Genomic DNA, 23,183 nt, shown 5'->3' on the forward strand with positions numbered 1-23,183 from the left:
GCACCCCGCCGGCCGTGCCCCTGCCGTGCCGGGCGGAGCCCCCGTCGTTGTCGGAGGCGAGTCGTACTCTGGGCCCCATGCAGACCCCGACGGACCGGCACGAGTACCCCGCTCACTGGGAGGCCGACGTCGTCCTGCGCGACGGCGGCACCGCGCGCGTCCGGCCCATCGCGGCCGACGACGCCGACCGCCTCGTCAGCTTCTACGAGCAGGTGTCGGACGAGTCGAAGTACTACCGCTTCTTCGCGCCCTACCCCCGTCTGTCCGCCAAGGACGTCCACCGCTTCACCCACCACGACTACGTGGACCGGGTGGGCCTCGCGGCCACCGTCGGCGGCGAGTTCATCGCGACCGTCCGCTACGACCGCATCGACGCGGACGGTCTGCCCGCCTCCGGACCCGCGGACGAGGCGGAGGTCGCCTTCCTCGTCCAGGACGCCCACCAGGGCCGTGGGGTGGCGTCCGCGCTGCTCGAGCACATCGCGGCCGTCGCGCGTGAGCGCGGCATCCGCCGCTTCGCCGCCGAGGTGCTGCCCGCCAACAACAAGATGATCAAGGTGTTCACGGACGCCGGGTACCAGCAGAAGCGCAGCTTCGAGGACGGCGTCGTCCGCCTGGAGTTCGACCTGGAGCCCACCGACCGCTCGCTCGCCGTGCAGCGCGCGCGGGAGCAGCGGGCGGAGGCGCGCTCGGTGGCCCGGCTCCTGGCGCCCGGCAGCGTCGCGGTCGTCGGAGCGGGCCGCACCCCCGGGGGAGTGGGGCGCGGCATACTGGAGAACCTTCGCGACGCGGGGTTCACCGGACGCCTGTACGCGGTGAACGGAGCAGTCCAGGAGAAGGAGATCGCCGGCGTCCCGGCCCACCGCTCCGTGCGGGACATCGCCGAGCCCGTCGACCTCGCCGTGCTCGCCGTCCCGGCCGAACGGATCCCCGAAGCGGTCGCGGAGTGCGGTGAGCACGGGGTGCAGGGGCTCGTCGTGGTCGCCGCGGGATACGCCGAGAGCGGCCCCGAGGGCCGGGAGCGCCAGCGCCAACTCGTGCGCCAGGCGCGTACGTACGGAATGCGCATCATCGGGCCGAACGCCTTCGGAGTCATCAACACCTCACCGCGGACGCGGCTCAACGCCTCCCTGGCGCCCGAGATGCCGCGCACCGGGCGCATCGGCCTGTTCGCGCAGTCCGGGGCCATCGGGATCGCGCTGCTGTCCCGGCTGCACCGCCGCGGCGGCGGGGTCACGGGGGTGACGGGCGTGTCGACCTTCGTCTCCTCGGGCAACCGCGCGGACGTGTCCGGCAACGACGTCCTGCAGTACTGGTACGACGACCCGGACACCGACGTCGCGCTCATGTACCTCGAATCCATCGGCAACCCGCGGAAGTTCACCCGCCTCGCGCGGCGCACGGCCGCGGCCAAACCACTGGTCGTCGTCCAGGGCGCCCGGCACGGCGGAGCGGCGCCCCAGGGGCACGCCGTACGGGCCACGCGGCTGCCCCACGCCACGGTGTCCGCCCTGCTGCGGCAGGCCGGGGTCATCCGGGTGGACACGATCACGGAACTGGTCGACGCGGGGCTGCTGCTGGCGCGCCAGCCCCTGCCCGCCGGCCCGCGGGTCGCCATTCTCGGCAACTCCGAATCGCTCGGCCTGCTGACGTACGACGCGTGTCTCGCCCAGGGGCTGCGGCCGCTGCCGCCCCACGACCTGACGACGGACGCCAGAGCCGAGGACTTCCGCGCCGCGCTGACACGGGCACTGGCCGACGACGCCTGTGACGCCGTCGTGGTCACCGCGATCCCGGCGGTCAGCGAGCGGTCCGCGGCGGACGCCGCTCTGGCGGAGGCCCTGCGGTCGGCCTCCGCGGCGGCTCCCGCCAAGCCGGTTCTCGTGGTCCACGTGGAGCTGGGCGGGCTCGCGGAGGCCCTGTCCGCGGCCGCCGGCACGGCACCGCAGGCCGCTCCCGTCCTCCCGGCGGGCGCGGACGCCGACAACCCGGCCCACCCCGCCGCCGGCCGACCCACTGCGGCGCAGAACACCGCGGCGCAGAACACCGTGGCGCAGAACACCGCGGCGCAGAACACCGCGGCGGACAGCACGAGGGCGGGCAGCACCCGGACGGACGGCTTCGGGACCGCCAGCACCGAGACCGACAGCGCGAGGGACGTCACCGAAGTGAGCGGCCCCCGGACGGCGGCCGGGGCGGAAGCCCCGGAGACGGCGGCGGCGGACCCCGGTGCGCATTCCCGGCTCATCCCCGCCTACCCCGCCGCCGAGCGGGCCGTCCGCGCGCTCGCCGAAGCCGTGCGCTACGGCCAGTGGCGCCGCGAGGACGCCGATCCGGGAAGGGTGCCCGAGTACGAGGACATCGACGAGAAGGGCGCGGCCGAACAGATCGGCGACCTTCTCGCGGACGGGGACGGCGGACGCACGCTCGGCCCCGACGACACCTGCGCCCTGCTCGGCCGGTACGGCATCGACGTCCGTCGCGCGCTGCCCGCCCCCACACCCGACGAGGCCGTGGCGGCGGCGAGGCGCCTCGGCCATCCCGTGGCCCTGAAGACCACCGCCCCGCACCTGCGGCACCGCGCCGACCTCGGCGGCGTCCGGCTGGACCTGGCGGACGAGGAGCAACTGCGGCGGGCGTACGCCGAACTGACCAGCCTCTTCGGCGAACCGGAGGAACTGCGCCCGGTGGTCCAGGCGATGGCGCCTCGCGGTGTCGACACGGTCGTCCGGGCGGTCATCGACCCGGCGGCCGGAGCGGTGCTCTCCTTCGGGCTCGCGGGGGCGCCGTCCGAGCTGCTCGGGGACACCGCGCACCGGCTGATTCCGGTCACCGACCGCGACGCGGCCTCCCTGGTCCGGTCCATCCGGACCGCGCCGCTCCTCTTCGGCTGGCGCGGCTCGGCCCCGGCAGACGTGGCGGCGCTGGAGGAGCTGATGTTGCGCCTGTCCCGCCTTGTCGACGACCACCCGGAGGTCGTTTCCGTGTCACTGGAGCCCGTCGTCGTGGCCCCGCGGGGGCTGAGCGTGCTCGGCGCCTCCGTGCGCCTCGCGCCGCCGCCCGCCCGCGACGACCTCGGTCCACGCACGCTTCCTGTGTACTGACCGGTGCCTCGCAGTCAGTGCGCCCCCGTAGGATGGACATCATGGCCAAGACCAGTACGACGACCCAGGGGCTGCGAGCGGCGATCGAGCGCAGCGGCTACTACCCGGCCCTCGTGGCCGAGGCGGTGGAGGCCGCCGTGGGCGGCGAGCCCATCCGGTCGTATCTGGTGCACCAGGAGACGACGTTCGACGCCAACGAGGTGCGCCGGCACGTGACGGTGCTCGTCCTCACGGGCAACCGCTTCATCGTGAGCCACACGGACGAGCAGGCGGCGGACACCACGTCGCCGACGCCGTACGCGACCACCTCCACCGAGTCCGTGAAGCTCGGCCGGATCTCGTCGGTCGTGCTCAGCCGGGTCGTGGCGAACCCCGAGAAGTACGTCGTGGGGACGCTGCCGCGCGAGGTCGTCCTGACCATCGGCTGGGGCGCGGTCGCCCGCATCGACCTGGAGCCGGCGGCCTGCGGCGACGCCAACTGCGAGGCGGACCACGGCTACACCGGCAGCTCCACGGCGGACGACCTCAGCCTGCGCGTCAGCGAGGCCGGCGACGGCCCGGACGCCGTGCGCCAGACGCTCGTCTTCGCGCAGTCGCTCTCCGAGGCGACCGCGGACGTCACCCGCTGATGTCCCAGCACGTCTGGGACCACCCGGAACCACTCACCGTCGACTCCGCGCCCGTGCCCGAGTACGGATCCGGTTCGCTCGCCGACCTGCTGCCCACGCTGGCCGCGGGCATGGACGTACCGGACATGACCGCCTCGCTGGCGGAACTGGACCCGGCCGACCGGAACTGCGTCTTCCTGATCGACGGCCTCGGCTGGGAGCAGCTCAGGGCGCACCCGGACGAGGCCCCGTTCATGACCTCCCTGCTGGGCAGCTCGCGCGGTGGCACCGGCCGGCCGATCACGGCGGGCTATCCCGCGACCACCGCCACGTCGCTGGCCTCGGTCGGCACCGGACTGCCCCCGGGAGCCCATGGACTGCCCGGCTACACCGTGCGCGACCCGGCGACCGGCGAGCTGATGAACCAGCTCCGCTGGATCCCGTGGACCAAGCCGGGCGCGTGGCAGCCGTACCCCACGGTGTTCCAGCTGGCCGACGCGGCGGGCGTGCACACGGCCCAGGTGTCGTCGCCGCACTTCCAGAACACCCCGCTGACCAAGGTCGCGCTCAGCGGCGGGACGTTCCACGGCCGGCTGACCGGCGAGGACCGTATGGACATGGCGGCCGAGCAACTGGCCGCAGGGGACCGCTCCCTGGTCTACACGTACTACGCCGAGGTGGACGGCAAGGGCCATGGCTCCGGTATCGACTCCGACGCCTGGCGCGGCCAGCTCATGTACGTGGACCGGCTGGTCCAGCGCCTCGCCGAGCAGCTGCCGCCGCGCGCGGCCCTCTACGTCACGGCCGACCACGGCATGATCGACATTCCCTTCGGCGAGCGGCACCGCATCGACTTCGACGAGGACTGGGAGCTGCGCGCGGGCGTCGCCCTTCTCGGCGGCGAGGGCAGGGCACGGCACGTCTACGCGGTCCCGGGCGCCGAGTCGGACGTCCTGACCTGCTGGCGCGAGGTGCTCGGCGAGCAGTTCTGGGTGGCTTCGCGGGACGAGGCGATCGCGGCGGGCTGGTTCGGACCGCGAGTCGACGAGCGGGTGTACGCGCGCATCGGCGACGTCGTCGCGGCGGCCCGTGACGACGTCCTGATCATCGCTTCCGAGCGGGAACCGAAGGAGTCGGCGATGGTCGGCAACCACGGCTCCATGACTCCGGCGGAACAGCACGTCCCGCTCCTGGAAGTACGTTCCTGACCCTGTTCCCGCTCCGCCGCCCCCCTGTCGAAAGGTACTCGACCTCCCATGCCCGAGCTGGTCTTCTTCTCCGGAACCATGGACTGCGGGAAGTCGACGCTGGCGCTGCAGATCGAGCACAACCGCTCGGCCCGCGGCCTGCAGGGCATGATCTTCACCCGGGACGACCGCGCGGGGGAGGGCAAGCTGTCCTCCCGCCTCGGCCTGGTCACCGACGCGGTGGAGGTCGAGGACGACCAGGACGTGTACGCGTACCTCGTCGACCATCTCTCGCGCGGCGGCAGGGCGGACTACGTCATCGCCGACGAGGCGCAGTTCCTCGCCCCCGAGCAGATCGACCAGCTCGCCCGCGTGGTCGACGACCTGGACATCGACGTGTTCGCCTTCGGTATCACCACCGACTTCCGCTCCAAGCTCTTCCCGGGCTCCCAGCGCCTCGTCGAACTCGCGGACCGCGTGGAGGTCCTCCAGGTCGAGGCGCTGTGCTGGTGCGGCGCCCGCGCCACCCACAACGCCCGCACCATAGGCGGCCGGATGGTCGTCGAGGGCGCCCAGGTCGTCGTCGGCGACGTCGACCAGTCGGAGGACATCGGCTACGAGGTGCTGTGCCGCCGCCACCACCGCCGGCGGACGACCGCGGCCACCGCCCGCGCGGGCGTCCTGTCCCCGGACGTGCTCCCGGTGGACGCCGCCGTGGCCCGGCGCTGACGCGTTCGGGCCCCCGGCCGGCCGAGGGCGTTCAGCGGTTCGTCCGGACCACCGAGAACACCGCGCCCTCCGGGTCCGCCACCGTGGCGACCCGGCCGTGCGGGCTGTCGTGCGCCGGCTTGAGGACATGACCGCCGAGGTCGTCGACGTGGGTCACCGCCGTGTCCACGTCGGCGACCTCGAAGTACGTCATCCAGTGGGCGCCGCGGTCGCGGGGGAGCGCGGCGCCGACGCCGTGGATGCCGGCCACCGGGCGCCCCGCGGCGTGCAGGGTGAGGTAGTCGAAGTCGGCGGAGACGACGGGTTCCTCCTGGTAGCCGAAGACCCTCTCGTAGAACCTGGCGACGCCCGCGGAGTCACGCGTGATCAGCTCGTTCCAGGCGAGGGTCCCGGGGACCCCCGTGATGCTCGCACCGAGGTGGGCCGCGGCCTGCCAGATGCCGAACACGGCACCCGAGGGATCCGAGGCGATCGCCAGGCGGCCGGCCTCGTCGGCGACCAGGGGCCCGACGCCGACGGTGCCGCCGCAGTGCCGGACCGTCTGCGCGGTCAGGTCCACGTCGTCCGAGGCGAGGTAGGGCGTCCACGCGACGGGCAGATGACGGTCCGGTGGCAGCTGGCCGATGCCCGCCACCTCCTGTCCGTCGAGCTGCGCCCGGACATAGGCGCCCAGCTGCTGCGGACCGGGCTGGAACTTCCACCCGAACAGGTCCCCGTAGAACTGCTGGGTCGCGGCCATCCCGTGCACCATCAGACTCACCCAGCAGGGCGTGCCGGGCGCGTACGCAGTGCCGTTCAGGCCGGCCGACCCCCGTGCCTCGGTCATCGTCACCCTCTCCTCGGCGCCTCGTGGGGCCGCTTCACTCGCGCTCTCGATCCGGGTGTACCGCCGGGCGCGGACCGGGGCACCCGGTGCCGGTGGCCCCGGTGCCGATGGTCGCACCACCGGGGGCCCGCCGCGCTCCGGCCGAGTGGCCCACGACGGGAGGGTGCCCGCATTCCCGTCGCCCATCCGTTTCCCGGCGACGGCTCGCGCATGTCCTTCGGCGGTACAGCGGGTGTCCGTTCCCGCACGCCGCGTGGTCGGGGCGGCCCGGCGGGCACAGTAGCCGGACCTGGACGATGTAGCCACCCCGTACGCGAGGATGGTGGCCATGGACGTCATCATCTCCGCACCCCGACTCGCGAGCGACCTGACGGGGCCGAACCCGCCGGTCGTGCTCGACATCCGCTGGCAGCTGGGCGGCCCGAACCTGCGCCGGGCCTACGAGGAAGCGCACGTTCCGGGAGCCTTCTACGTGGACCTGGACACCGAACTCGCCGGTCCCGCCGGTGCGGCGGGCCGCCATCCGCTGCCCGACCCGGAGGTCTTCGGCGCGGCCATGCGCGCGGCCGGTGTGTCCGGGGACCGTGACGTGGTCGTGTACGACGGAGGGCTCGGCTGGGCCGCCGCGCGCGCCTGGTGGCTGTTGCGCTGGACGGGTCATCCGTCGGTGCGTGTGCTTGACGGAGGCTTCGCGGCCTGGAGCGGTCCGGTCGAGAGCGGGGTGCCGGCGCCGGCCGCCGGGACCTTCGTACCGGCTCCCGGAGCGGTCCCCGTGCTGGACGCCGACGGCGCCGCCTCGCTGGCCCGCACCGGTCTGCTCCTCGACGCCCGGGCCGCCGAGCGCTACCGCGGCGACGTCGAGCCGATCGACCGCGTGGGCGGGCACATCCCCGGCGCGGTCTCGGCGCCGACCACCGGGAATGTGGCCGAATCCGGTCGCTTCCGGCCGGCCGGTGAACTCGCCGACCGCTTCAAGGCGCTCGGCGCGGACGGCGGTACCGAGGTCGGCGTCTACTGCGGGTCGGGTGTCTCCGGTGCGCACGAGGTCCTTGCGCTGGCGGTCGCGGGCATCCCCGCCGCGCTGTACGTGGGCTCCTGGTCGGAGTGGTCCCAGGACGACCGGCGCCCGGTCGCGACCGGCCCGGACCCGCAGTGACGCCAGAAAAGCGGAAAGGGCTCGCACCGAGGTGGTGCGAGCCCCCGCCACTTCCTAGTCCTGCTTCTTGCGGCGTGTCCCGAACACGATCTCGTCCCAGCTCGGCACGGCCGCTCTGCGTCCCGGGCGAACCCCGTCCGCCTCGGCCTGCCGGTCGGTGGCACCGACGAGCCGCTCACGGTGGCTGGCCACCGAGCGCGGCATGAGCACGTCCGCGTAGGCGGAACCGGCCGAGGCCGCCGGGGCCGGCGGTTCCTCCACCTCGGGCTCCGGGACGGGCGGTTCCTCCGTCTCCGGGAGATCCGTGGCCGCGGCGGCCGTCGAGGCGGCGGGCGCGGCCGAGGGCCGCTCGGGCACGACCATGTCACCGCGGAAGCTGGGCACCGCTTCCAGAAGGCTGGTCAGCGAGTCGCGCTCGCCGACGCTCTCCTCCAGGTCCGGCTCGGGCGGCGGCGGGGGCAGGCTGGGCCGCTCGATCTGCCGGTCCAGCGCGCGGTCCAGCGGACGGTCGCGCGGCAGCCGGGCGATGCGCGGCACGAACGGGAAGCTGGGCTCGGCCGCGGCGAGGTCGTCGGACTCGCCGATCAGCGAGCGCGCCTCCTCGTCGACGGCCTGTACGAGCCGCCGGGGCGGGTCGTACGTCCAGCTCGCCGCGTGCGGTTCGCTCGCCACCCGGTAGACCAGCAGGACCTCCCAGGTGCCGTCGTCGCGGCGCCACGAGTCCCACTGGACGGTCTCCTTGTCGGCGCCGCGCATCAGGAGGCGCTCCTGCACCGCCTCGCCGAGCTGGGGGCCGGTCGTCTCGCCGGGTCGGCGGACGGGAGTCTTGCGGGCCCGCTCGGCCATGAAGGCGCGCTCGGCGAGCACGGGCCCTTCGAAGCGGCGCACCCGGTCGACAGGGATGCCGGCGAGCTGGGCGACCTCTTCGGCGGATGCTCCCGCGCGTATACGTGCCTGGATGTCTCGGGGGCGGAGATGGCTCTCCACCTCGATCTCGATCTGGCCTAGGCGGGGACGGTCGCCGCGTACGGCGGCGCGTAGACGCTCGTCGATCGGAAGCGTGTACTCCGTGCTGTCCGCAGCCTTCAGCACCAGCCGTGTGCCGTCGTTGGAGACGGCCACGACACGCAGTTCGGGCATGGGGACCTCCCGGGTGGTGCCTGCCGACGTCACGTGCGTCGCTGCTTCCGCTAGTCGAGTGTGGCCTGCCCGGGTGCAGCCTGCCACAACCTTGCCGAGTTGCCCGGCGTGTCGGACGGTGGCCCGAACTTGCCGTTATGGCACGGTTACCTATTCGCAACGCTAAGTGACGAACCTCATCACCCTGTGCAACGAGCCCCCTCCCGGCGGTCCTGGAAGGCCCCGGACGGCCTGGCGAGTGTCCGGACCCAGGGCTCGCAACAGTACTCCATTCGGGCCACTCGCGTGGATCGGCTCGCCACCGAACTTCTGTCCGGGGGCGGGAGTTGGGCACCCGGGGTGACGCTTTCGTGATCATGATGAGACGTGTTCTTCACATGATCGCCGGAGTTCTGGGGACCGCTTCGCCCGTACGTCCTGTGCTCGGGCAATCGGTCGAGGTGAACGGGCTACTCGCCGAGGACCCGCCGCAAGTAGTCGTTGCCGAAGCGCCGTTCGGGGTCGAGCCGGTCGCGCAGTCGGGTGAACTCGCCGAAGCGCGGATAGACACCGGCGAGGTACTCGGCGTCGCGGGTGTGGACCTTGCCCCAGTGGGGCCGTCCCCCGTGCGCGGTGAAGATCCGCTCGGCGGCGCTGAAGTACGCCTGGTACGGCGTCCCGCGGAACATGTGGACCGCGATGTACGCGCTGTCCCGTCCGGACGCGGTGGAGAGGGTGATGTCGTCCTCTGGGGCCGTGCGCACCTCCACCGGGAAGCTGATGCGCAGTGGCGAACGGTCGATCATGGCCTTCAGTTCGCGCAGTGTCCCGACGAGGGCGGCACGCGGAACGGCGTATTCCATCTCCGTGAAGCGCACCCGGCGGGGAGAAGTGAAGACCTTGTAGGGAATGTCGGTGTAGGTGCGGGCGGACAGCGCGCGGCTGGACAGCCGGGCTATCGAGGGGATGGAGGCGGGGAGGGCCCGGCCCACGTAATTGACCGCCTGGAAGACGCCGTTGGAGAGGAACTCGTCCTCGTAGAGGCCACGGACGGTGCCGACCGGCCGCTCCGGGCCCGCGCTGCGGTTGTTGCGCTTGGTGTTGCAGTTGCCGGTGTGGGGGAACCAGTAGAACTCGAAGTGCTCGTTCTCCGCGAACAGTTCGTCGAAGGAGCCCGTCACCTCGTCGAAGGTCATCGGCTCCTCGCGCGCGCTGAGGAGGAACATCGGCTCCACGGCGAAGGTGATCGCGGAGATGACCCCCAGGGCACCCATCCCGACGCGGGCCGCCGCGAAGACCTCCGGGTTCTCCTTCGCGGAGCACGAGAGGACCGAGCCGTCGGCGGTCACCATCTCGAGGCCCTTGATCTGGGCGGCGATCGAGGCGGAGTCGCGGCCGGTGCCGTGCGTGCCGGTGCTGGTCGCGCCCGACACCGTCTGCTCCATGATGTCGCCCATGTTCGTGAGCGACAGTCCCTCCCGGGCCAGCGCCAGGTTGAGGCGCTTGAGCGGCGTGCCGGCCTCGACCGTGACGGTGCCGCCCTCGCGGTCGATCCTGCGGATGCCGGTCAGCAGGTGGGGGCGGATCAGCACGCCGTCGGTCGCCGCGGCCGCCGTGAAGGAGTGACCCGTCCCGACGGCCTTGACCCTGAGCCCGTCCTCCGCGGCCTTGCGCACGGTGGCGGAGAGTTCCTCGACGGAGGCCGGAGCGACCTGCCGGGCCGGGCGGGCGGTGACGTTCCCCGCCCAGTTACGCCAGGTGCCGCTCTTCCCGCTCACTGTGCTGTGCATGGGTTCCTCCCCGCTGCGGCACCGGCCCGCTGAGCCGGCGATACCCGAGGAAACAGACCGCGACCGCGACGGCCCCGGCCGCGACCGGAACCCCGTACCCGGCCCGCGCACCGGCCGCGTCGATGACCCAGCCGGACAGGGAGGAACCGAGCGCGACCCCGACCGCGAGTCCCGTGCTCACCCACGTCATGCCCTCGGTCAGTTTCGCGCGTGGTACGTGCAGTTCGACGAGGGCCATTGTCGTGATCATCGTCGGCGCGATGGACAGGCCCGCAACGAACAGCGCCACGGCCAGAAACGGCAGGTTTCCGACCAGTAGCAGGGGGATCATACTCACGGCCATGGCACAGATGCCCAGTGCCCACCGGCGGGCGGGCGCCCCCGTGAAGCGCAGCAGCCCGAAGACGGCCCCCGCCGCGCAGGAGCCCGCCGCGTAGACGGCCAGGACGATGCTCGCGGCCCCCTTGTGGCCCTCCTCCTCGGCGAAGGCCACGGTGACCACGTCGACGGCGCCGAAGATCGCACCGGTCGCCACGAACGTGGCCACCAGCACCTGCAGTCCGGCCGAGCGCAGCGCCGAACCCCCCGTGTGGTGCTCGCGGGGATGCGGAGGCGGCTCGGTGGCGCGCTGGGACGTCAGCCAGAAGACACCGGCCGCCAGGAAGCACGACGCGAGCAGCGGTCCGGCCTCGGGGAACCACACGGTGGACAGACCGATGGAGATGATCGGCCCGAAGATGAAGCAGATCTCGTCGACCACGGACTCGAAGGCGTACGCGGTGTGCAGTTCGGGCCTGTCCCGGTAGATGAGCGCCCAGCGCGCCCGGGTCATCGCACCGACGCTCGGGACGCAGCCGATGCCGGCCGAGCAGAGGAACAGCACCCAGTCCGGCCCGCCGAAGTGGACGGTCAGCAGCAGACCCGCGGACGCGGTGAGCGCGGACAGCGTGGCGGGCCGCAGCACCCGCCGCTGCCCGTACCGGTCCACCAGCCGGGAGATCTGGGGTCCGAGCACCGCGGCGGAGAGCGCGATGGTCGCCGAGAGGGCCCCCGCCAGCCCGTACCGCCCGGTGACCTGGGAGATCATCGTGACCACGCCGATGCCCATCATGGACAGGGGCATCCGGCCGAGCAGGCCCGCGGTGGTGAAGCCCTTGGAGCCGGGTGCGGCGAACAGGGCGCGGTAGGGGCTGGGCACGGGGGTCTCCGCTGAGGTCCGGTAAGGCGTGAAGCTGACCGATACAGCTTACGAGCCGGGTGGCCCCCACACGGACGCGCGTCCCACCGCACAGAACGTTCACCTCGCCGTCCACCCGCCGTCCCACAGTGGCCCCCCGGCCGTGCGGCCCCCGCCGGTGCCCGGTTGTCGGAGGCGGGTGGCAGGATCGAGGCATGCGAGACGCGCTCGATGCCACTCCCTACGACGCCCTGCTCCTGCTCTCGTTCGGCGGCCCCGAGGGCCCCGACGACGTGGTCCCGTTCCTGGAGAACGTGACGCGCGGCCGGGGCATCCCCAAGGAACGCCTCAAGGAAGTGGGGCAGCACTACTTCCTGTTCGGCGGGGTCAGCCCGATCAACGACCAGAACCGCGCCCTGCTGGACGCCCTGCGCAAGGACTTCGCGGAGCACGGCCTGGACCTGCCCGTGTACTGGGGCAACCGGAACTGGAGCCCGTACCTGACCGACACCCTGCGCGAGATGGTCGCCGACGGCCGCCGCCGCGTCCTGGTCCTCGCCACCAGCGCGTACGCCTCGTACTCGGGCTGCCGGCAGTACCGCGAGGATCTGGCCGGGGCCCTGGCGACCCTGGAGGGCGAGGGCCTGGAGCTGCCGCGGATCGACAAGCTGCGGCACTACTTCAACCACCCGGGCTTCGTCGGGCCGATGGTCGAGGGCATCTGCGCGTCCCTCGCCGAGCTGCCCGAGGACGTCCGCGCGGGCGCGCACCTCGCCTTCACGACGCACTCGATCCCGGACGCCTCGGCGGACACCTCCGGGCCCGTCGAGGCCCACGGCGACGGCGGGGCCTACGTGAAGCAGCACCTGGACGTCGCCCGGGTCGTCGCCGACGCGGTGCGCGAGCGGACCGGGACCGACCACCCCTGGCAGCTCGTCTACCAGTCGCGCTCCGGGGCGCCGCACATCCCGTGGCTCGAGCCGGACATCTGCGACCACCTGGAGGAGCGGCACCGGGCCGGCGTCCCGGCCGTCGTCATGGCGCCCATCGGCTTCGTCTCGGACCACATGGAGGTCCTGTACGACCTCGACACGGAGGCCGCCGCGAAGGCCGGGGAACTGGGGCTGCCGGTGCGCCGCTCCGCCACCGTGGGCGCCGACCCGCGGTTCGCGGCCGCGATCCGCGACCTCGTCCTGGAACGGGCCGCCACCGAGAACGGCAAGGACGTCTCGCCCTGTGTCCTCGGCGCCCTGGGCCCCAGCCACCATGTCTGTCCCGCGGGCTGCTGCCCGGCCCGCGCCCCCAAGCCCGCCGCCGCGGGCGCCGACAGCCCGTACGCATGAGGAGCCCCGTGACCGCCACAGCGAACGACGAGCTGAAGGCCGAGCTGCTGGAGATCGCGCTCGACGCGGCCCACCGGGCGGGCGCCTTCCTGCGGGACGGCCGCCCCGACGACCTGGGCGTCGCGGCGACCAAGTCCAGCGCGGTCGACGTCGTCACCGAGATGGACATCGCCTCCGAGAAGCTGATCACCGGACTGCTGGCCGAGGTCAGGCCGGACGACGGCGTGCTCGGCGAGGAGGGCGCCGACATCGAGGGCAGCAGCGGCGTCCAGTGGGTGATCGACCCGATCGACGGGACGGTCAACTATCTGTACGGACTGCCCAGCTGGGCGGTGTCCATCGCGGCCCGCAAGGACGGCGAGACCCTCGTCGGCGTCGTGCACGCCCCGATGCGCGGGGAGACCTACCGGGCCGTCCTCGGCGGCGGGGCGTACGTGAACGACCGCCCCGCGCGCGTGCGGCCCGCCCCCGACCTCGCGCTGGCCCTCGTCGGCACCGGCTTCGGCTACCTCGCGGACCGCAGGACCCGGCAGGCCGAGGTGGTGGGTCAGCTGATCTCCCAGGTCCGGGACATCCGCCGCGGCGGCTCGGCCGCGATCGACCTGTGCGACGTGGCGACCGGCCGGCTGGACGCGTACTACGAGCGCGGGCTGAACCCCTGGGACTACGCCGCCGGTGACCTGGTCGCCAGGGAGGCGGGCGCGCTGACCGGCGGACGCCCCGGGGAGCCCCTGTCGCCCGACCTGACGGTCGCGGCCCCGCCCGGCCTCTTCGAACCCCTCCAGGCCCGCCTCGACGAACTCGGCGCCTGGCACGACTGACGGCGTACGACTGACGGCGCACGGCGGACCGCGTACGACTGTCGGCACACGGCCGGTGCTGCTCGGCCGGTATCCGCGGCCCCGGAAGACGGAGCGGGGCCCCGGGCTGGATCCCGGGGCCCCGCTCTCGTACGAAAACTGGGTCAGACGTGTGACGCGCCTACCTGTACGCCGTGCTCCGCGGCGAGGCGGTGCAGGTCGTCGAGTTCGGCCTGCTCGACCTCGGCGAGGAAGTCGTCGCCGGTCTCGCGAGCCATCGTCAGGTCGGACTCGGTCGTCCTTATGCGTTGCAGAAGTCCTGCCGTGAATGCGTCCATGCTGCGCCCCCTTCGTCCTGGGTCGTGGGTCGGTGGCACGGGGGTGTGCCGCTCGGAAGGGGCGATCACGTCTCCAGGTGCCCGGCGCTGCCCGGCCGGGCGGCATCAGTGCCGGACACCCACGCCCGCCCTGCGGGAAGCGGAGCATGCCGTACCGCAAGGTGGTGCGGCACAAGCAGAGCGTGATCGCGGGGTGTAAAGCCGTCCTCCCCCGGCTCTCTTCCGCGGAAACCTCAACCGCACGAGAAAATCTGGCATTCCCGGCCCTCCCACCCGCCTTACAGCCGACTTATGGCCGAAAAGGGCAGGATGGAGTCTCACCCTCCCTGCTCCCGGCTGTGCCCGGGCGGGAACAGCCCATCAGACCCCCGCTCGCGTGTGCCCAGAAGCAGCTACGCGGGTGGACAGAGGAAGGACAAGCGACGTGCGCGTACTCGTCGTCGAGGACGAGCAGCTGCTCGCCGATGCGGTGGCCACCGGACTGCGCCGGGAGGCCATGGCCGTCGACGTCGTGTACGACGGCGCGGCCGCCCTGGAGCGCATCGGCGTCAACGACTACGACGTGGTCGTCCTGGACCGCGACCTTCCGCTGGTGCACGGCGACGACGTCTGCCGCAAGATCGTGGAGCTCGGCATGCCCACCCGTGTGCTGATGCTGACGGCGTCCGGTGACGTCAGCGACCGCGTCGAGGGTCTGGAGATCGGCGCCGACGACTACCTGCCCAAGCCCTTCGCGTTCAGTGAGCTGACGGCACGCGTGCGTGCCCTCGGCCGGCGGACGAGCATGCCCCTGCCGCCCGTCCTGGAGCGCGCCGGGATCAAGCTCGACCCCAACCGCCGCGAGGTCTTCCGCGACGGCAAGGAGGTCCAGCTCGCGCCCAAGGAGTTCGCCGTCCTGGAGGTGCTGCTGCGCAGCGAGGGCGCGGTGGTCTCCGCCGAGCAGCTCCTGGAGAAGGCGTGGGACGAGAACACCGACCCGTTCACCAACGTCGTGCGCGTCACGGTGATGACCCTGCGCCGCAAGCTCGGCGAGCCGCCGGTCATCGTGACCGTGCCCGGCTCCGGGTACCGGATCTGATCCGCGATGACCACGACACCCGCTCCGCCCAAGGCACCGCCGAAACCCACCTGGGACCCGCGGAAGCCGGAGCCGCCGTTCCCATGGCTGCGCCCGACCATCCGGATACGGCTCACGCTGCTGTACGGCGGGATGTTCCTGATCGCCGGCATCCTGCTGCTGTCGATCATCTACCTGCTCGCGGCCCAGGCTCTCCACGAGGTCAGCGGAGTCGCCTTCAAGGTGACCGGCAGCAACCTCCAGCTCACCAGTGACACCTGTCCCCAGCTGACCAGCGCCGGCAGCAACGAAGAGCTGAACGCGATGCTCAAGGAGTGCACCGCCGCCCAGCGCCAGCACGCCCTGGACGGGCTGCTCAGCCGTTCGCTGATGGCGCTGCTCGGCCTCGCCGTGATCGCGTTCGCCTTCGGGTACGCGATGGCCGGCCGGGTCCTGTCGCCGCTCGGCCGCATCACCCGCACCGCGCGCGCGGTGGCGGGGTCGGACCTGTCCCGGCGGATCGAGCTGGACGGCCCGGACGACGAGCTCAAGGAGCTGGCCGACACCTTCGACGACATGCTGGAGCGGCTGCAGCGGGCCTTCACGGCCCAGCAGCGGTTCGTCGGGAACGCCTCGCACGAGCTGCGGACGCCCCTCGCGATCAACCGCACCCTCCTGGAGGTGCACCTGTCGGACCCGGGCGCCCCGATGGAGCTGCAGCAGCTGGGCAAGACCCTGCTCGCCACCAACGAACGCAGCGAGCAGCTCGTGGAGGGCCTGCTGCTGCTCGCCCGCAGCGACAACCAGATCGTGGAGCGCAAGCCGGTCGACCTCGCCGAGGTCGCCTCGCAGGCCATAGACCAGGTGCGCGGCGAGGCGGACGCGAAGGGCGTGGAGATCCGCGGGGAGCGGGCCGCGGCGGTCGTCCAGGGCAACGGGGTCCTCCTGGAGCGGATCGCCCTGAACCTCGTCCAGAACGCCGTGCGGTACAACGTGCCGGACGAGGGCTGGGTGGAGGTCGTGACGGCGGTACGGCACGGCCAGGCGGTCCTCACGGTGTCCAACACCGGGCCGGTGGTTCCCGCGTACGAGATCGACAATCTTTTCGAGCCTTTCCGGCGGCTGCGTACCGAGCGGACGGGGAGCGACAAGGGAGTGGGCCTCGGCCTGTCCATCGCCAGGTCAGTGGCCCGCGCCCACGGCGGTCACATCGTCGCGGAACCGCGCGAGGGGGGTGGCCTGGTGATGCGAGTTGCCCTGCCTATCTGAGAGCATGTCGCCGACACGCGAGGATGTTCGCTTTGCGCGGAATTTTCTGGGCAGATAAAAGGCACGCTCGTGTGTGATCGATCACAAGGCCGAATTTCCGGCCATCTACTCTCCGTGATCGACAAGCCTGTCGAAAGCCGGGAAAATCCGGGTTTTCACAGGTCCGGATCACGGGAAGTACACGGTGAGACGCCTTTGTAGTGCGGCATTCGAACCGTGTACGGTCCCGTTCGCCATCCAAGCCGATCACTCCTGAGGGGTCCGGTTGGGTGTCGATTGAGTAACAGACCTTGATGTGAGGCAAAATCTCCGCCTCAGGTCGGGCACAAGTCCGGCCTCTCACGCGTTACCTGCGCTGAGACACCGCAGACACCCAGAGGGGGAGAGCGACATGGCAACGGATTACGACACCCCACGCAAGACCGACGACGACGTCGACTCGGACAGCCTTGAAGAACTGAAGGCTCGCCGGAACGACAAGTCGACTTCGGCGGTCGACGTGGACGAGTTCGAGGCCGCCGAGGGCCTGGAACTGCCCGGAGCGGACCTTTCGAACGAGGAGCTGGCCGTCCGGGTCCTGCCGAAGCAGCAGGACGAGTTCACCTGCATGAGCTGCTTCCTGGTCCACCACCGCAGCCAGCTGGCCAGGGAGAAGAACGGCCAGCCGATCTGCCGCGACTGCGACTGAGGCAGGGTCGGCCGTGACAGGCTCGACCCCGCCCTGGAAGCGCCGCTCCCATGACCGGGGAGCGGCCGGTCCGTCTCAGGACGGCACGCACGAAGACGAGCGGGGCCGCCCGGCCTCGCTCGAACCGACGGACGCGACAGGCGCCTCCGGTGCCCTGGAGGTGCCGGTCCCGAAGGCGCCTGTCGCCAGACGCCGGGCGGCCGCCGTGGGACACGGGGTCGCGGAAGGCGTCCGTAAGGGCGGCAGCCGCGCCAGGGCCGCCCTGGCGTACCTCACCGACCGCATCATCGAGAACGCCCCGCGGATCCCCGTGCGCGACCTCGCCGCACTCCGCAAGCAGTTCCCGGGCCTCGGCCCCGAGCAGCTCGCGGACAAGCTCGTCGCGGGCGCCTGCAACGCCACGTCCACCGTGGGAGCGGGCGTCGGTGCCGCCGCGATGATGCCCGTACCTCCCGCGATGCCCGCGGAGCTGGCCGCCGAGATCACCGGCGTCGCCGCCATAGAGCTGAAGCTGATCGCCGAGCTGTACGAGGTCTACGGACTGCGGCCGCCGGGCAACCTGAAAGAGCGCACCACCACGTATCTGGGTTCGTGGTCGGAGGAGCGCGGCATCGACGTGACCAAGCCGTCGACGCTCAACGCGGCCCTCGGGGGCCACATGAAGCGCGAGCTGCGCCAGCAGATCATGAAACGCACGGTCCGGAACCTGCCGAACCTGATGCCGTTCATGGTCGGCGCCGCCGTCGGGGCGTTCATGAACCGCCGGGACACGAGAAAGCTCGCGGACCGGGTCCGCCGGGACCTGCGCAAGATGCAGGTGCCCTGGGACGCGCTCCCCGCGCTGCCGCCCCTGGAGAAACCGGCCGATCCGCTGAGCATGGGCGACATCCCCGGAGAGCTGGAGCGCTGACCTCCGGGCGGCCGTCCGGGTCCGGGAGGCGCCGCCGCGGCTACGCGGCCGCGCGCGCCGCGTCCAGAGCCGCCGCCAGCCGCTCCGGGTCGCGCGTGGACAGATAGACGTACGGAGTCGGGTCTTCGGGGTCGGTGACGTCCACGCGCAGGGCGGTCGGGACGTAGGCGCGCAGCAGCATGTAGGCGCGCCCGTCCGCCTTGTACGAGCGCCAGGCGCGGGCCTCCTCCGGGTCGAGGACGTGCGCCTCGCCCAGGGCGGACACCGGGATCCGGGCGTCGCCCGCGACGAGGGAACCGCCCACCACACGGATCCGCGCGGATCCGTAGGAGCTGGCCACCACGGCCGCGACCGCCGTACCGCCGACCAGGCCGCCCAGGAGGGGCAGCGTGCCGAACGGGAGCAGGATCAGAGCCATCGAGACGCCCACCAGCAGGCAGACGAACCACCAGGAGCGGGGCGTCGTGAGGCGTTCTTCGTACGGTGTGGCGGAGGGCTGCATACCGCCAAGCCTGCCACGGTGCGTGCCGTCCGCCGGCACGGAGGTAAGGTCTGCGCCTGTGAGTGGTACATCTTCGGCCCTGCGGCCCCCGGCCGACGCCGTGGCGCCGGTCCGCCATCCCGACGCCCCCGCCCCCGGCGAGCTGCTCGGCGCGCACTACGACCAGTGTTTCGGCTGCGGCGGCGGACAGCCGCACGGACTGCACATGGAGGCCCGGGCGGGCGAAGGGGTGCGGATCACCGCCGAGTTCACCGTGCAGCCCGCGCACCAGGGCGCTCCCGGCCTGGCGCACGGCGGAATCCTCGCCAGCGCCCTCGACGAGACCCTCGGCTCGCTGAACTGGCTGCTGCGCACCATCGCGGTGACCGGCCGGCTCGAGACCGACTTCGTACGGCCCGTGCCCGTGGGCACCGTGCTGTACCTGGAGGCCGAGGTCACGGCGGTGGCGGGACGCAAGATCTACTCCACCGCCACCGGACGTACCGGCGGCCCCGAGGGGCCCGTCGCCGTCCGTGCCGACGCCCTGTTCATCGAGGTGAAGGTCGACCACTTCGTCGACAACGGCCGCCCGGAGGAGATCCGGGCCGCCATGGACGACCCCGACACCGTCCGCCGGGCCCGCGCCTTCGAGGTGAACCCGTGACCTCCGCCCAGGCCCCCGTCGGCGTGCTCATCAAGCGCGTCGATCCGGAGGTACCGCTTCCGCAGTACGCGCATCCCGGCGACGCCGGCGCGGATCTGCGGACCACCGAGAGCCGTGTCCTGGAGCCCGGTGAACGGGCGGTGCTCCCCACCGGGGTGTGCATCGCGCTTCCCGAGGGGTACGCGGCCTTCGTGCACCCGCGTTCCGGGCTGGCCGCCCGTTGCGGTGTCGCTCTGGTGAATGCCCCGGGGACGGTTGATGCCGGGTACCGTGGGGAGATCAAGGTGATCGTGGTGAATCTCGACCCGCGCGAGTCCGTGCGGTTCGAGCGCTTCGACCGGATTGCCCAACTGGTCGTCCAGCAGGTCGAGAAGGTGCGCTTCCAGGAGGTCGCGGAACTTCCCGACTCGGCGCGGGCCGCAGGGGGCTTCGGGTCCACCGGCGGCCATGCCGCGGTGGGCGGCACAGCGGGTGGGAATCGATACGCTTCGGTCGTATCCGACCGGGAAGGACAGTGACGTGTTCGGACGTCGCAAGAAGGGCAGTGCCGCCGAGGACGCGGCGGGCGAGGCCGAGCAGGTCGTCGACGGTGTCGACACTGAGGCGGACGAGGCGGAGCGCGAGCGCGTGAGGCTCGAGCCGGAGCCGCGCCCCGACGGTCCCTGGGACAGCACCGAGGTGCGCGATCCGGCCGAGGGCCGGGTCGACCTGGGCGGCCTCTTCGTGCCCGGGGTCGACGGCATGGAGCTCCGGGTGGAGGTCGCGGGCGACGCGATCGTCGCGGCCACCGTGGTGCTGAAGGACAGCGCCGTCCAGCTGCAGGCGTTCGCCGCTCCCAAGCGCGAGGGCATCTGGGGCGAGGTCCGCGAGGAGATCGCCACCGGCATCACGCAGCAGGGCGGTGTCATCGACGAGGTCGAGGGCCCGCTGGGCTGGGAGCTGCGCGCCCAAGTACCGGTGCAGCTGCCGGACGGGACGGGCGGCTTCCAGGTCGTCCGGTTCATCGGTGTGGACGGCCCCCGCTGGTTCCTGCGCGGGGTGATCTCCGGACAGGGCGCGGTGCAGCCCCAGGCCGCCGGTCTGCTGGAGCAGATCTTCCGGGACACCGTGGTGGTCCGCGGCGAGGGTCCGATGGCCCCGCGCGACCCGATCGTCCTGAAGCTGCCGGACGACGCGCAGATGGTCGCTGAGGGTGTGCAGCAGGAGGAGCAGGCCGGGTCCCGCTTCTCCGGCGGCATGGGGCAGTTGCAGCGCGGACCGGAGACCACCGAGGTTCGCTGAGCGCACCGCACGATCACGTACGCAGCCGCGTACCCGCAGGTGCGCGATGGGCCGTATTCCCTTCGGGGAGTGCGGCCCATCGGCGTTTTCCGCGCGTCGGCCGCGTCGGCCGCGTGCCGCGTGACGACGGTCCCGGAAGGTTTTTCTTTCCCGCTCATGTCTGGACATTCACGTCTTTCGACGTCCGGAGCGTGGGCCGAATGAGTGAAGAAAAGCGGGAAGCGCAACCCGGTAGCGGCTACGCTGCGTCACCCCGGGCATGGTGAGGGCGGGGGAAGCCGGCAACTCCTCACTTCAACTCCTGGGACGAGCACGCGAGTTGCCGATCGAGAAAGACCATGGAGAGTCGGGATGAGCACCAACTGGATCGAGAAGGCCCAGCGGCTGGGGGACGGGAGCATCGGAGGCGCGATGGATCATCCGTCGGTGCCCGGCCGCGTCGTCTGGCACACCACGGAGAGCGGCACGGGCGATGACGCGTTCACGGCCGTGGCGGCGCATCTGGTCCGGGTCGCCGCCGAGCCGCATCTGCTGTACGACCCGACGACCGACCGGCTCGGCCAGTTCGGACCGCTGAACCAGAGCGCCCGCGCGCTGCGCAACGACGGGTCGACGAGGAGCAACCGCGTCGGCAAGGTGTGCATCCAGATCGAGGTGCTCGGGCGGGCCGGCAAGCCGTTCACCAAGACCTGGAAGCCCGGCCCGAACTACCGGGCCATGATGGCCGCGATCCGTTCCTGGAAGATCCCGGACACCTTCCCGGCCGGGCGCCTCGCGACCTCGGGTGCCGACGCGACCAACCGGCCCCGCGCGGTGTGGATGAGCAAGGGCGGCCACTACGGCCACGCGAACATCCCGGGCAACGACCACTGGGACCCGGGCGACATCGACAGGTCCGCCCTTTTCGAGGCGGCCCCCGTGGGCAAGCCCGGCGGCACCGCTCCGGCCAAGGCCGTCGTCGACCTCAGCAACCTGATCGCCGCCGCGCGCCGCGACCCGGGCCTGCCCCAGGGCGGCAAGACGCACAAGGCGGATGTGCTGGTCGTCGAGAAGGCGCTGGTGGCCGAGGGGCTGCTGCCCTCGCAGTGGGCCGACGGCTCCTTCGGTACCAGGACCGTCGCGGCGTACGCGGCCCTCCAGCGGCGGTACGGCTACAGCGGCGGCGACGCGAACGGCATCCCGGGCCAGACCACCCTCCGCAAACTCGGCCGCGAGCACGGCTTCACGGTCAAAGCCTGACCGTCCGGCCGCCGGACCGAGAGAGACCGCCCGCGGCGCCCGGACGACTTCCGGGGGCCGCGGGACTCCGCTGTCCGGCAGTACGACGGTTGTCGCTTCTCTTGACGTGGACATGGTCTGTACCTATGGTCACCGGCCAACGCCTGTGTTCACAAAGGCATCCTGCGTTCACATACGAGAACGGATGGCCCCCCATGAAGCCGACCGCTCCAGTCCCCCCACGCCCCCGCGCGACCTCCCGCCTCGCCCTGCTCGCCACCGTCACCGCCCTGCTGGCCGGCGCCCTCGCCTGGCCCGCCGCACAGCGCGCCGAGGCGGCCCCCGCCACCTTCGCGCACCCCGGCGTCACCGTCTCCCGCGGCCAGCTGGACTTCGCCCGGCAGCAGGTCAACGCCGGTGTCCAGCCCTGGAAGGGCGCGTACGACCAGATGATGTCGAGCAAGTACGCCTCGCTCACGCGCACCGCCAAGCCGCGCGCGGTCGTGGAGTGCGGCTCGTACTCGAACCCGAACAACGGCTGCACGGACGAACGCGAGGACGCGATCGCCGCCTACACCCAGGCGCTCGCCTGGTACGTCACGCGGGACGCCCGGTACGCGAAGAAGGCGATCGAGCTGATGGACGCCTGGTCCGCGACCGTCCGGGACCACACCAACAGCAACGCGCCGCTGCAGACCGGCTGGGCCGGCTCGTCCTGGCCCAGGGCCGCCGAGATCATCAAGTACACGTACGACGGCGGCTGGGCCGGCTCCGGCCGCTTCGCGACCATGCTGCGCACCGTCTACCTGCCCGAGGTCATCAACGGCTCGAACTCCAACGGCAACTGGGAGCTGTCGATGATGGAGGCCGCCGTCGGCATCTCCGTCTTCCTGGAGGACAAGACCTCGTACGACAAGGCCATGGCGAAGTTCCGCACCCGTACGGCCGCCTACGTCTACCTCTCCTCCGACGGCGCCCTGCCGAAGACCGTGCCCAGCCAGAACCTCGACACCACACAGAAGATCGTCGCCTACTGGCAGGGCCAGTCCACCTTCGTCAATGGGCTCACCCAGGAGACCTGCCGCGACCTCACCCACACCGGATACGGCATCTCCGCGATCTCGCACATCGCCGAGACCAGCCGCATCCAGGGCCAGGACCTGTACGGCACCGATGTCGGCGAACGGCTGCGGCACGCGCTCGGCCTCCAGGCGAAGTACGAACTCGGCGAGGCGGCCCCGGGCTGGCTGTGCGGCGGCACACTGCACCGCGGGCTCGGACCGGTCACCGAGGTCGGCCACAACGCCCTGCACAACCGCCTCGGCCACGCCATGAGCAACACCGAGCGGCTCACCGCGCAGAACCGCCCCGCGGGGAGCAACAACCTGTTCGTCGCCTGGGAGACACTCACGCACGGCGACAACGCGCGCTGAACCGG

22 protein-coding genes are annotated in these 23,183 nt (G+C 72.0%); 16 read left to right on the forward strand and 6 right to left on the reverse strand.

The annotated features are described in order from the left end of the window. Window positions 1–77: 77 nt before the first annotated feature. From ACFYXC_RS28715 to ACFYXC_RS28730, 4 genes are read left to right on the forward strand one after another with little or no spacing between them, the layout of a single operon-like run. The gene (locus ACFYXC_RS28715; RefSeq protein ID WP_389554756.1) at window positions 78–3,104 is read left to right on the forward strand and encodes a GNAT family N-acetyltransferase; all 3,027 of its coding nucleotides are present in this window, start codon (window positions 78–80) and stop codon (window positions 3,102–3,104) included. A 41-nt stretch (window positions 3,105–3,145) separates the two neighbouring features. Continuing rightward, window positions 3,146–3,733 (forward strand): DUF5998 family protein, encoded by a 588-nt coding sequence (locus ACFYXC_RS28720; RefSeq protein WP_389554758.1) that lies wholly within the window; start codon window positions 3,146–3,148, stop codon window positions 3,731–3,733. Then, the gene (locus tag ACFYXC_RS28725) at window positions 3,733–4,920 is read left to right on the forward strand and encodes an alkaline phosphatase family protein (protein WP_389554760.1); all 1,188 of its coding nucleotides are present in this window, start codon (window positions 3,733–3,735) and stop codon (window positions 4,918–4,920) included. Before ACFYXC_RS28720 ends, ACFYXC_RS28725 begins: the two co-directional genes overlap by 1 nt. Window positions 4,921–4,968: 48 nt before the next feature. Continuing rightward, entirely contained in the window at window positions 4,969–5,628 is a 660-nt protein-coding gene (locus ACFYXC_RS28730) for a thymidine kinase (RefSeq protein WP_388908285.1), read from the forward strand. Between the two features lie 31 nt (window positions 5,629–5,659). On the opposite strand, the gene ACFYXC_RS28735 is transcribed toward ACFYXC_RS28730, so the two are convergent. Then, entirely contained in the window at window positions 5,660–6,454 is a 795-nt protein-coding gene (locus tag ACFYXC_RS28735) for a VOC family protein (RefSeq protein WP_389554762.1), read from the reverse strand. 328 nt (window positions 6,455–6,782) lie between these two features. Between ACFYXC_RS28735 and ACFYXC_RS28740 the strand changes: the two genes are divergently transcribed. Then, window positions 6,783–7,610 (forward strand): sulfurtransferase, encoded by an 828-nt coding sequence (locus ACFYXC_RS28740; protein WP_389554764.1) that lies wholly within the window; start codon window positions 6,783–6,785, stop codon window positions 7,608–7,610. Window positions 7,611–7,664: 54 nt separating this feature from the next. On the opposite strand, the gene sepH is transcribed toward ACFYXC_RS28740, so the two are convergent. From sepH to ACFYXC_RS28755, 3 genes are all read right to left on the reverse strand, one after another. Continuing rightward, on the reverse strand, window positions 7,665–8,750 hold the full coding sequence (sepH, locus tag ACFYXC_RS28745) for a septation protein SepH (protein WP_389554766.1): 1,086 nt from the start codon (window positions 8,748–8,750) through the stop codon (window positions 7,665–7,667). A 449-nt stretch (window positions 8,751–9,199) separates the two neighbouring features. Further along, on the reverse strand, window positions 9,200–10,519 hold the full coding sequence (locus ACFYXC_RS28750; RefSeq protein WP_389554769.1) for a D-arabinono-1,4-lactone oxidase: 1,320 nt from the start codon (window positions 10,517–10,519) through the stop codon (window positions 9,200–9,202). Continuing rightward, window positions 10,479–11,717 (reverse strand): MFS transporter, encoded by a 1,239-nt coding sequence (locus ACFYXC_RS28755; protein WP_388908275.1) that lies wholly within the window; start codon window positions 11,715–11,717, stop codon window positions 10,479–10,481. The genes ACFYXC_RS28750 and ACFYXC_RS28755 overlap by 41 nt, the downstream gene beginning before the upstream one ends. A 194-nt stretch (window positions 11,718–11,911) precedes the next feature. Between ACFYXC_RS28755 and ACFYXC_RS28760 the strand changes: the two genes are divergently transcribed. Continuing rightward, window positions 11,912–13,039 (forward strand): ferrochelatase, encoded by a 1,128-nt coding sequence (locus tag ACFYXC_RS28760; protein WP_388908273.1) that lies wholly within the window; start codon window positions 11,912–11,914, stop codon window positions 13,037–13,039. After that, window positions 13,036–13,860: an inositol monophosphatase family protein gene (locus ACFYXC_RS28765; RefSeq protein WP_389554771.1), complete on the forward strand. Its 825-nt coding sequence runs from the start codon at window positions 13,036–13,038 to the stop codon at window positions 13,858–13,860. Before ACFYXC_RS28760 ends, ACFYXC_RS28765 begins: the two co-directional genes overlap by 4 nt. Before the next feature lie 143 nt (window positions 13,861–14,003). On the opposite strand, the gene ACFYXC_RS28770 is transcribed toward ACFYXC_RS28765, so the two are convergent. Further along, complete coding sequence (locus ACFYXC_RS28770; protein ID WP_169800091.1) at window positions 14,004–14,177, reverse strand: hypothetical protein; 174 nt, start codon at window positions 14,175–14,177, stop codon at window positions 14,004–14,006. 424 nt (window positions 14,178–14,601) lie between these two features. Between ACFYXC_RS28770 and ACFYXC_RS28775 the strand changes: the two genes are divergently transcribed. The 4 genes from ACFYXC_RS28775 to ACFYXC_RS28790 all read left to right on the forward strand — a co-directional run bounded on the left by ACFYXC_RS28775 (window position 14,602) and on the right by ACFYXC_RS28790 (window position 18,101). After that, on the forward strand, window positions 14,602–15,255 hold the full coding sequence (locus ACFYXC_RS28775) for a response regulator transcription factor (RefSeq protein WP_055615445.1): 654 nt from the start codon (window positions 14,602–14,604) through the stop codon (window positions 15,253–15,255). 6 nt (window positions 15,256–15,261) lie between these two features. After that, window positions 15,262–16,503: a sensor histidine kinase gene (locus ACFYXC_RS28780; RefSeq protein WP_388908265.1), complete on the forward strand. Its 1,242-nt coding sequence runs from the start codon at window positions 15,262–15,264 to the stop codon at window positions 16,501–16,503. 391 nt (window positions 16,504–16,894) lie between these two features. After that, window positions 16,895–17,191: a DUF4193 domain-containing protein gene (locus ACFYXC_RS28785; RefSeq protein WP_005481602.1), complete on the forward strand. Its 297-nt coding sequence runs from the start codon at window positions 16,895–16,897 to the stop codon at window positions 17,189–17,191. A 13-nt stretch (window positions 17,192–17,204) separates the two neighbouring features. Further along, window positions 17,205–18,101, forward strand: a complete 897-nt coding sequence (locus tag ACFYXC_RS28790; protein WP_388908263.1) for a hypothetical protein — start codon at window positions 17,205–17,207, stop codon at window positions 18,099–18,101. A 40-nt stretch (window positions 18,102–18,141) separates the two neighbouring features. On the opposite strand, the gene ACFYXC_RS28795 is transcribed toward ACFYXC_RS28790, so the two are convergent. Beyond that, window positions 18,142–18,603, reverse strand: coding sequence for a DUF3093 domain-containing protein (locus ACFYXC_RS28795; protein WP_389554774.1), 462 nt, complete (start codon window positions 18,601–18,603; stop codon window positions 18,142–18,144). A gap of 58 nt (window positions 18,604–18,661) precedes the next feature. Between ACFYXC_RS28795 and ACFYXC_RS28800 the strand changes: the two genes are divergently transcribed. From ACFYXC_RS28800 to ACFYXC_RS28820, 5 genes are all read left to right on the forward strand, one after another. Further along, window positions 18,662–19,246: a PaaI family thioesterase gene (locus tag ACFYXC_RS28800; RefSeq protein ID WP_389554776.1), complete on the forward strand. Its 585-nt coding sequence runs from the start codon at window positions 18,662–18,664 to the stop codon at window positions 19,244–19,246. Further along, window positions 19,243–19,764 carry a dUTP diphosphatase gene (dut, locus tag ACFYXC_RS28805; protein ID WP_389554778.1) on the forward strand — a complete coding sequence of 174 codons (522 nt, stop codon included), beginning with the start codon at window positions 19,243–19,245 and terminating at the stop codon, window positions 19,762–19,764. The genes ACFYXC_RS28800 and dut overlap by 4 nt, the downstream gene beginning before the upstream one ends. 1 nt (window position 19,765) lies before the next feature. Continuing rightward, window positions 19,766–20,527 carry a DUF3710 domain-containing protein gene (locus ACFYXC_RS28810; protein WP_388908255.1) on the forward strand — a complete coding sequence of 254 codons (762 nt, stop codon included), beginning with the start codon at window positions 19,766–19,768 and terminating at the stop codon, window positions 20,525–20,527. 351 nt (window positions 20,528–20,878) lie between these two features. Next, window positions 20,879–21,766, forward strand: coding sequence for a peptidoglycan-binding protein (locus tag ACFYXC_RS28815; protein ID WP_389554780.1), 888 nt, complete (start codon window positions 20,879–20,881; stop codon window positions 21,764–21,766). Window positions 21,767–21,960: 194 nt separating this feature from the next. Further along, a complete protein-coding gene (locus tag ACFYXC_RS28820; protein WP_389554782.1) occupies window positions 21,961–23,178 on the forward strand; it encodes an alginate lyase family protein in 1,218 nt (405 codons plus the stop codon). Window positions 23,179–23,183: the final 5 nt, after the last annotated feature.

Origin of the sequence: Streptomyces sp. NPDC002701, from assembly GCF_042889045.1 — a bacterium.
Taxonomy (GTDB): Bacteria; Actinomycetota; Actinomycetes; order Streptomycetales; family Streptomycetaceae; genus Streptomyces.

Excerpts from the sequence above, each read along its gene's own strand:
- ACFYXC_RS28715 (WP_389554756.1), top strand. The coding sequence starts at position 78 with ATGCAGACCCCGACGGACCGGCACGAGTACCCCGCTCACTGGGAGGCC.
- ACFYXC_RS28720 (WP_389554758.1), top strand. The coding sequence starts at position 3,146 with ATGGCCAAGACCAGTACGACGACCCAGGGGCTGCGAGCGGCGATCGAG.
- ACFYXC_RS28725 (WP_389554760.1), top strand. The coding sequence starts at position 3,733 with ATGTCCCAGCACGTCTGGGACCACCCGGAACCACTCACCGTCGACTCC.
- ACFYXC_RS28730 (WP_388908285.1), top strand. The coding sequence starts at position 4,969 with ATGCCCGAGCTGGTCTTCTTCTCCGGAACCATGGACTGCGGGAAGTCG.
- ACFYXC_RS28735 (WP_389554762.1), bottom strand. The coding sequence starts at position 6,454 with ATGACCGAGGCACGGGGGTCGGCCGGCCTGAACGGCACTGCGTACGCG.
- ACFYXC_RS28740 (WP_389554764.1), top strand. The coding sequence starts at position 6,783 with ATGGACGTCATCATCTCCGCACCCCGACTCGCGAGCGACCTGACGGGG.
- sepH (WP_389554766.1), bottom strand. The coding sequence starts at position 8,750 with ATGCCCGAACTGCGTGTCGTGGCCGTCTCCAACGACGGCACACGGCTG.
- ACFYXC_RS28750 (WP_389554769.1), bottom strand. The coding sequence starts at position 10,519 with ATGCACAGCACAGTGAGCGGGAAGAGCGGCACCTGGCGTAACTGGGCG.
- ACFYXC_RS28760 (WP_388908273.1), top strand. The coding sequence starts at position 11,912 with ATGCGAGACGCGCTCGATGCCACTCCCTACGACGCCCTGCTCCTGCTC.
- ACFYXC_RS28765 (WP_389554771.1), top strand. The coding sequence starts at position 13,036 with ATGAGGAGCCCCGTGACCGCCACAGCGAACGACGAGCTGAAGGCCGAG.
- ACFYXC_RS28770 (WP_169800091.1), bottom strand. The coding sequence starts at position 14,177 with ATGGACGCATTCACGGCAGGACTTCTGCAACGCATAAGGACGACCGAG.
- ACFYXC_RS28780 (WP_388908265.1), top strand. The coding sequence starts at position 15,262 with ATGACCACGACACCCGCTCCGCCCAAGGCACCGCCGAAACCCACCTGG.
- ACFYXC_RS28785 (WP_005481602.1), top strand. The coding sequence starts at position 16,895 with ATGGCAACGGATTACGACACCCCACGCAAGACCGACGACGACGTCGAC.
- ACFYXC_RS28795 (WP_389554774.1), bottom strand. The coding sequence starts at position 18,603 with ATGCAGCCCTCCGCCACACCGTACGAAGAACGCCTCACGACGCCCCGC.
- ACFYXC_RS28815 (WP_389554780.1), top strand. The coding sequence starts at position 20,879 with ATGAGCACCAACTGGATCGAGAAGGCCCAGCGGCTGGGGGACGGGAGC.
- ACFYXC_RS28820 (WP_389554782.1), top strand. The coding sequence starts at position 21,961 with ATGAAGCCGACCGCTCCAGTCCCCCCACGCCCCCGCGCGACCTCCCGC.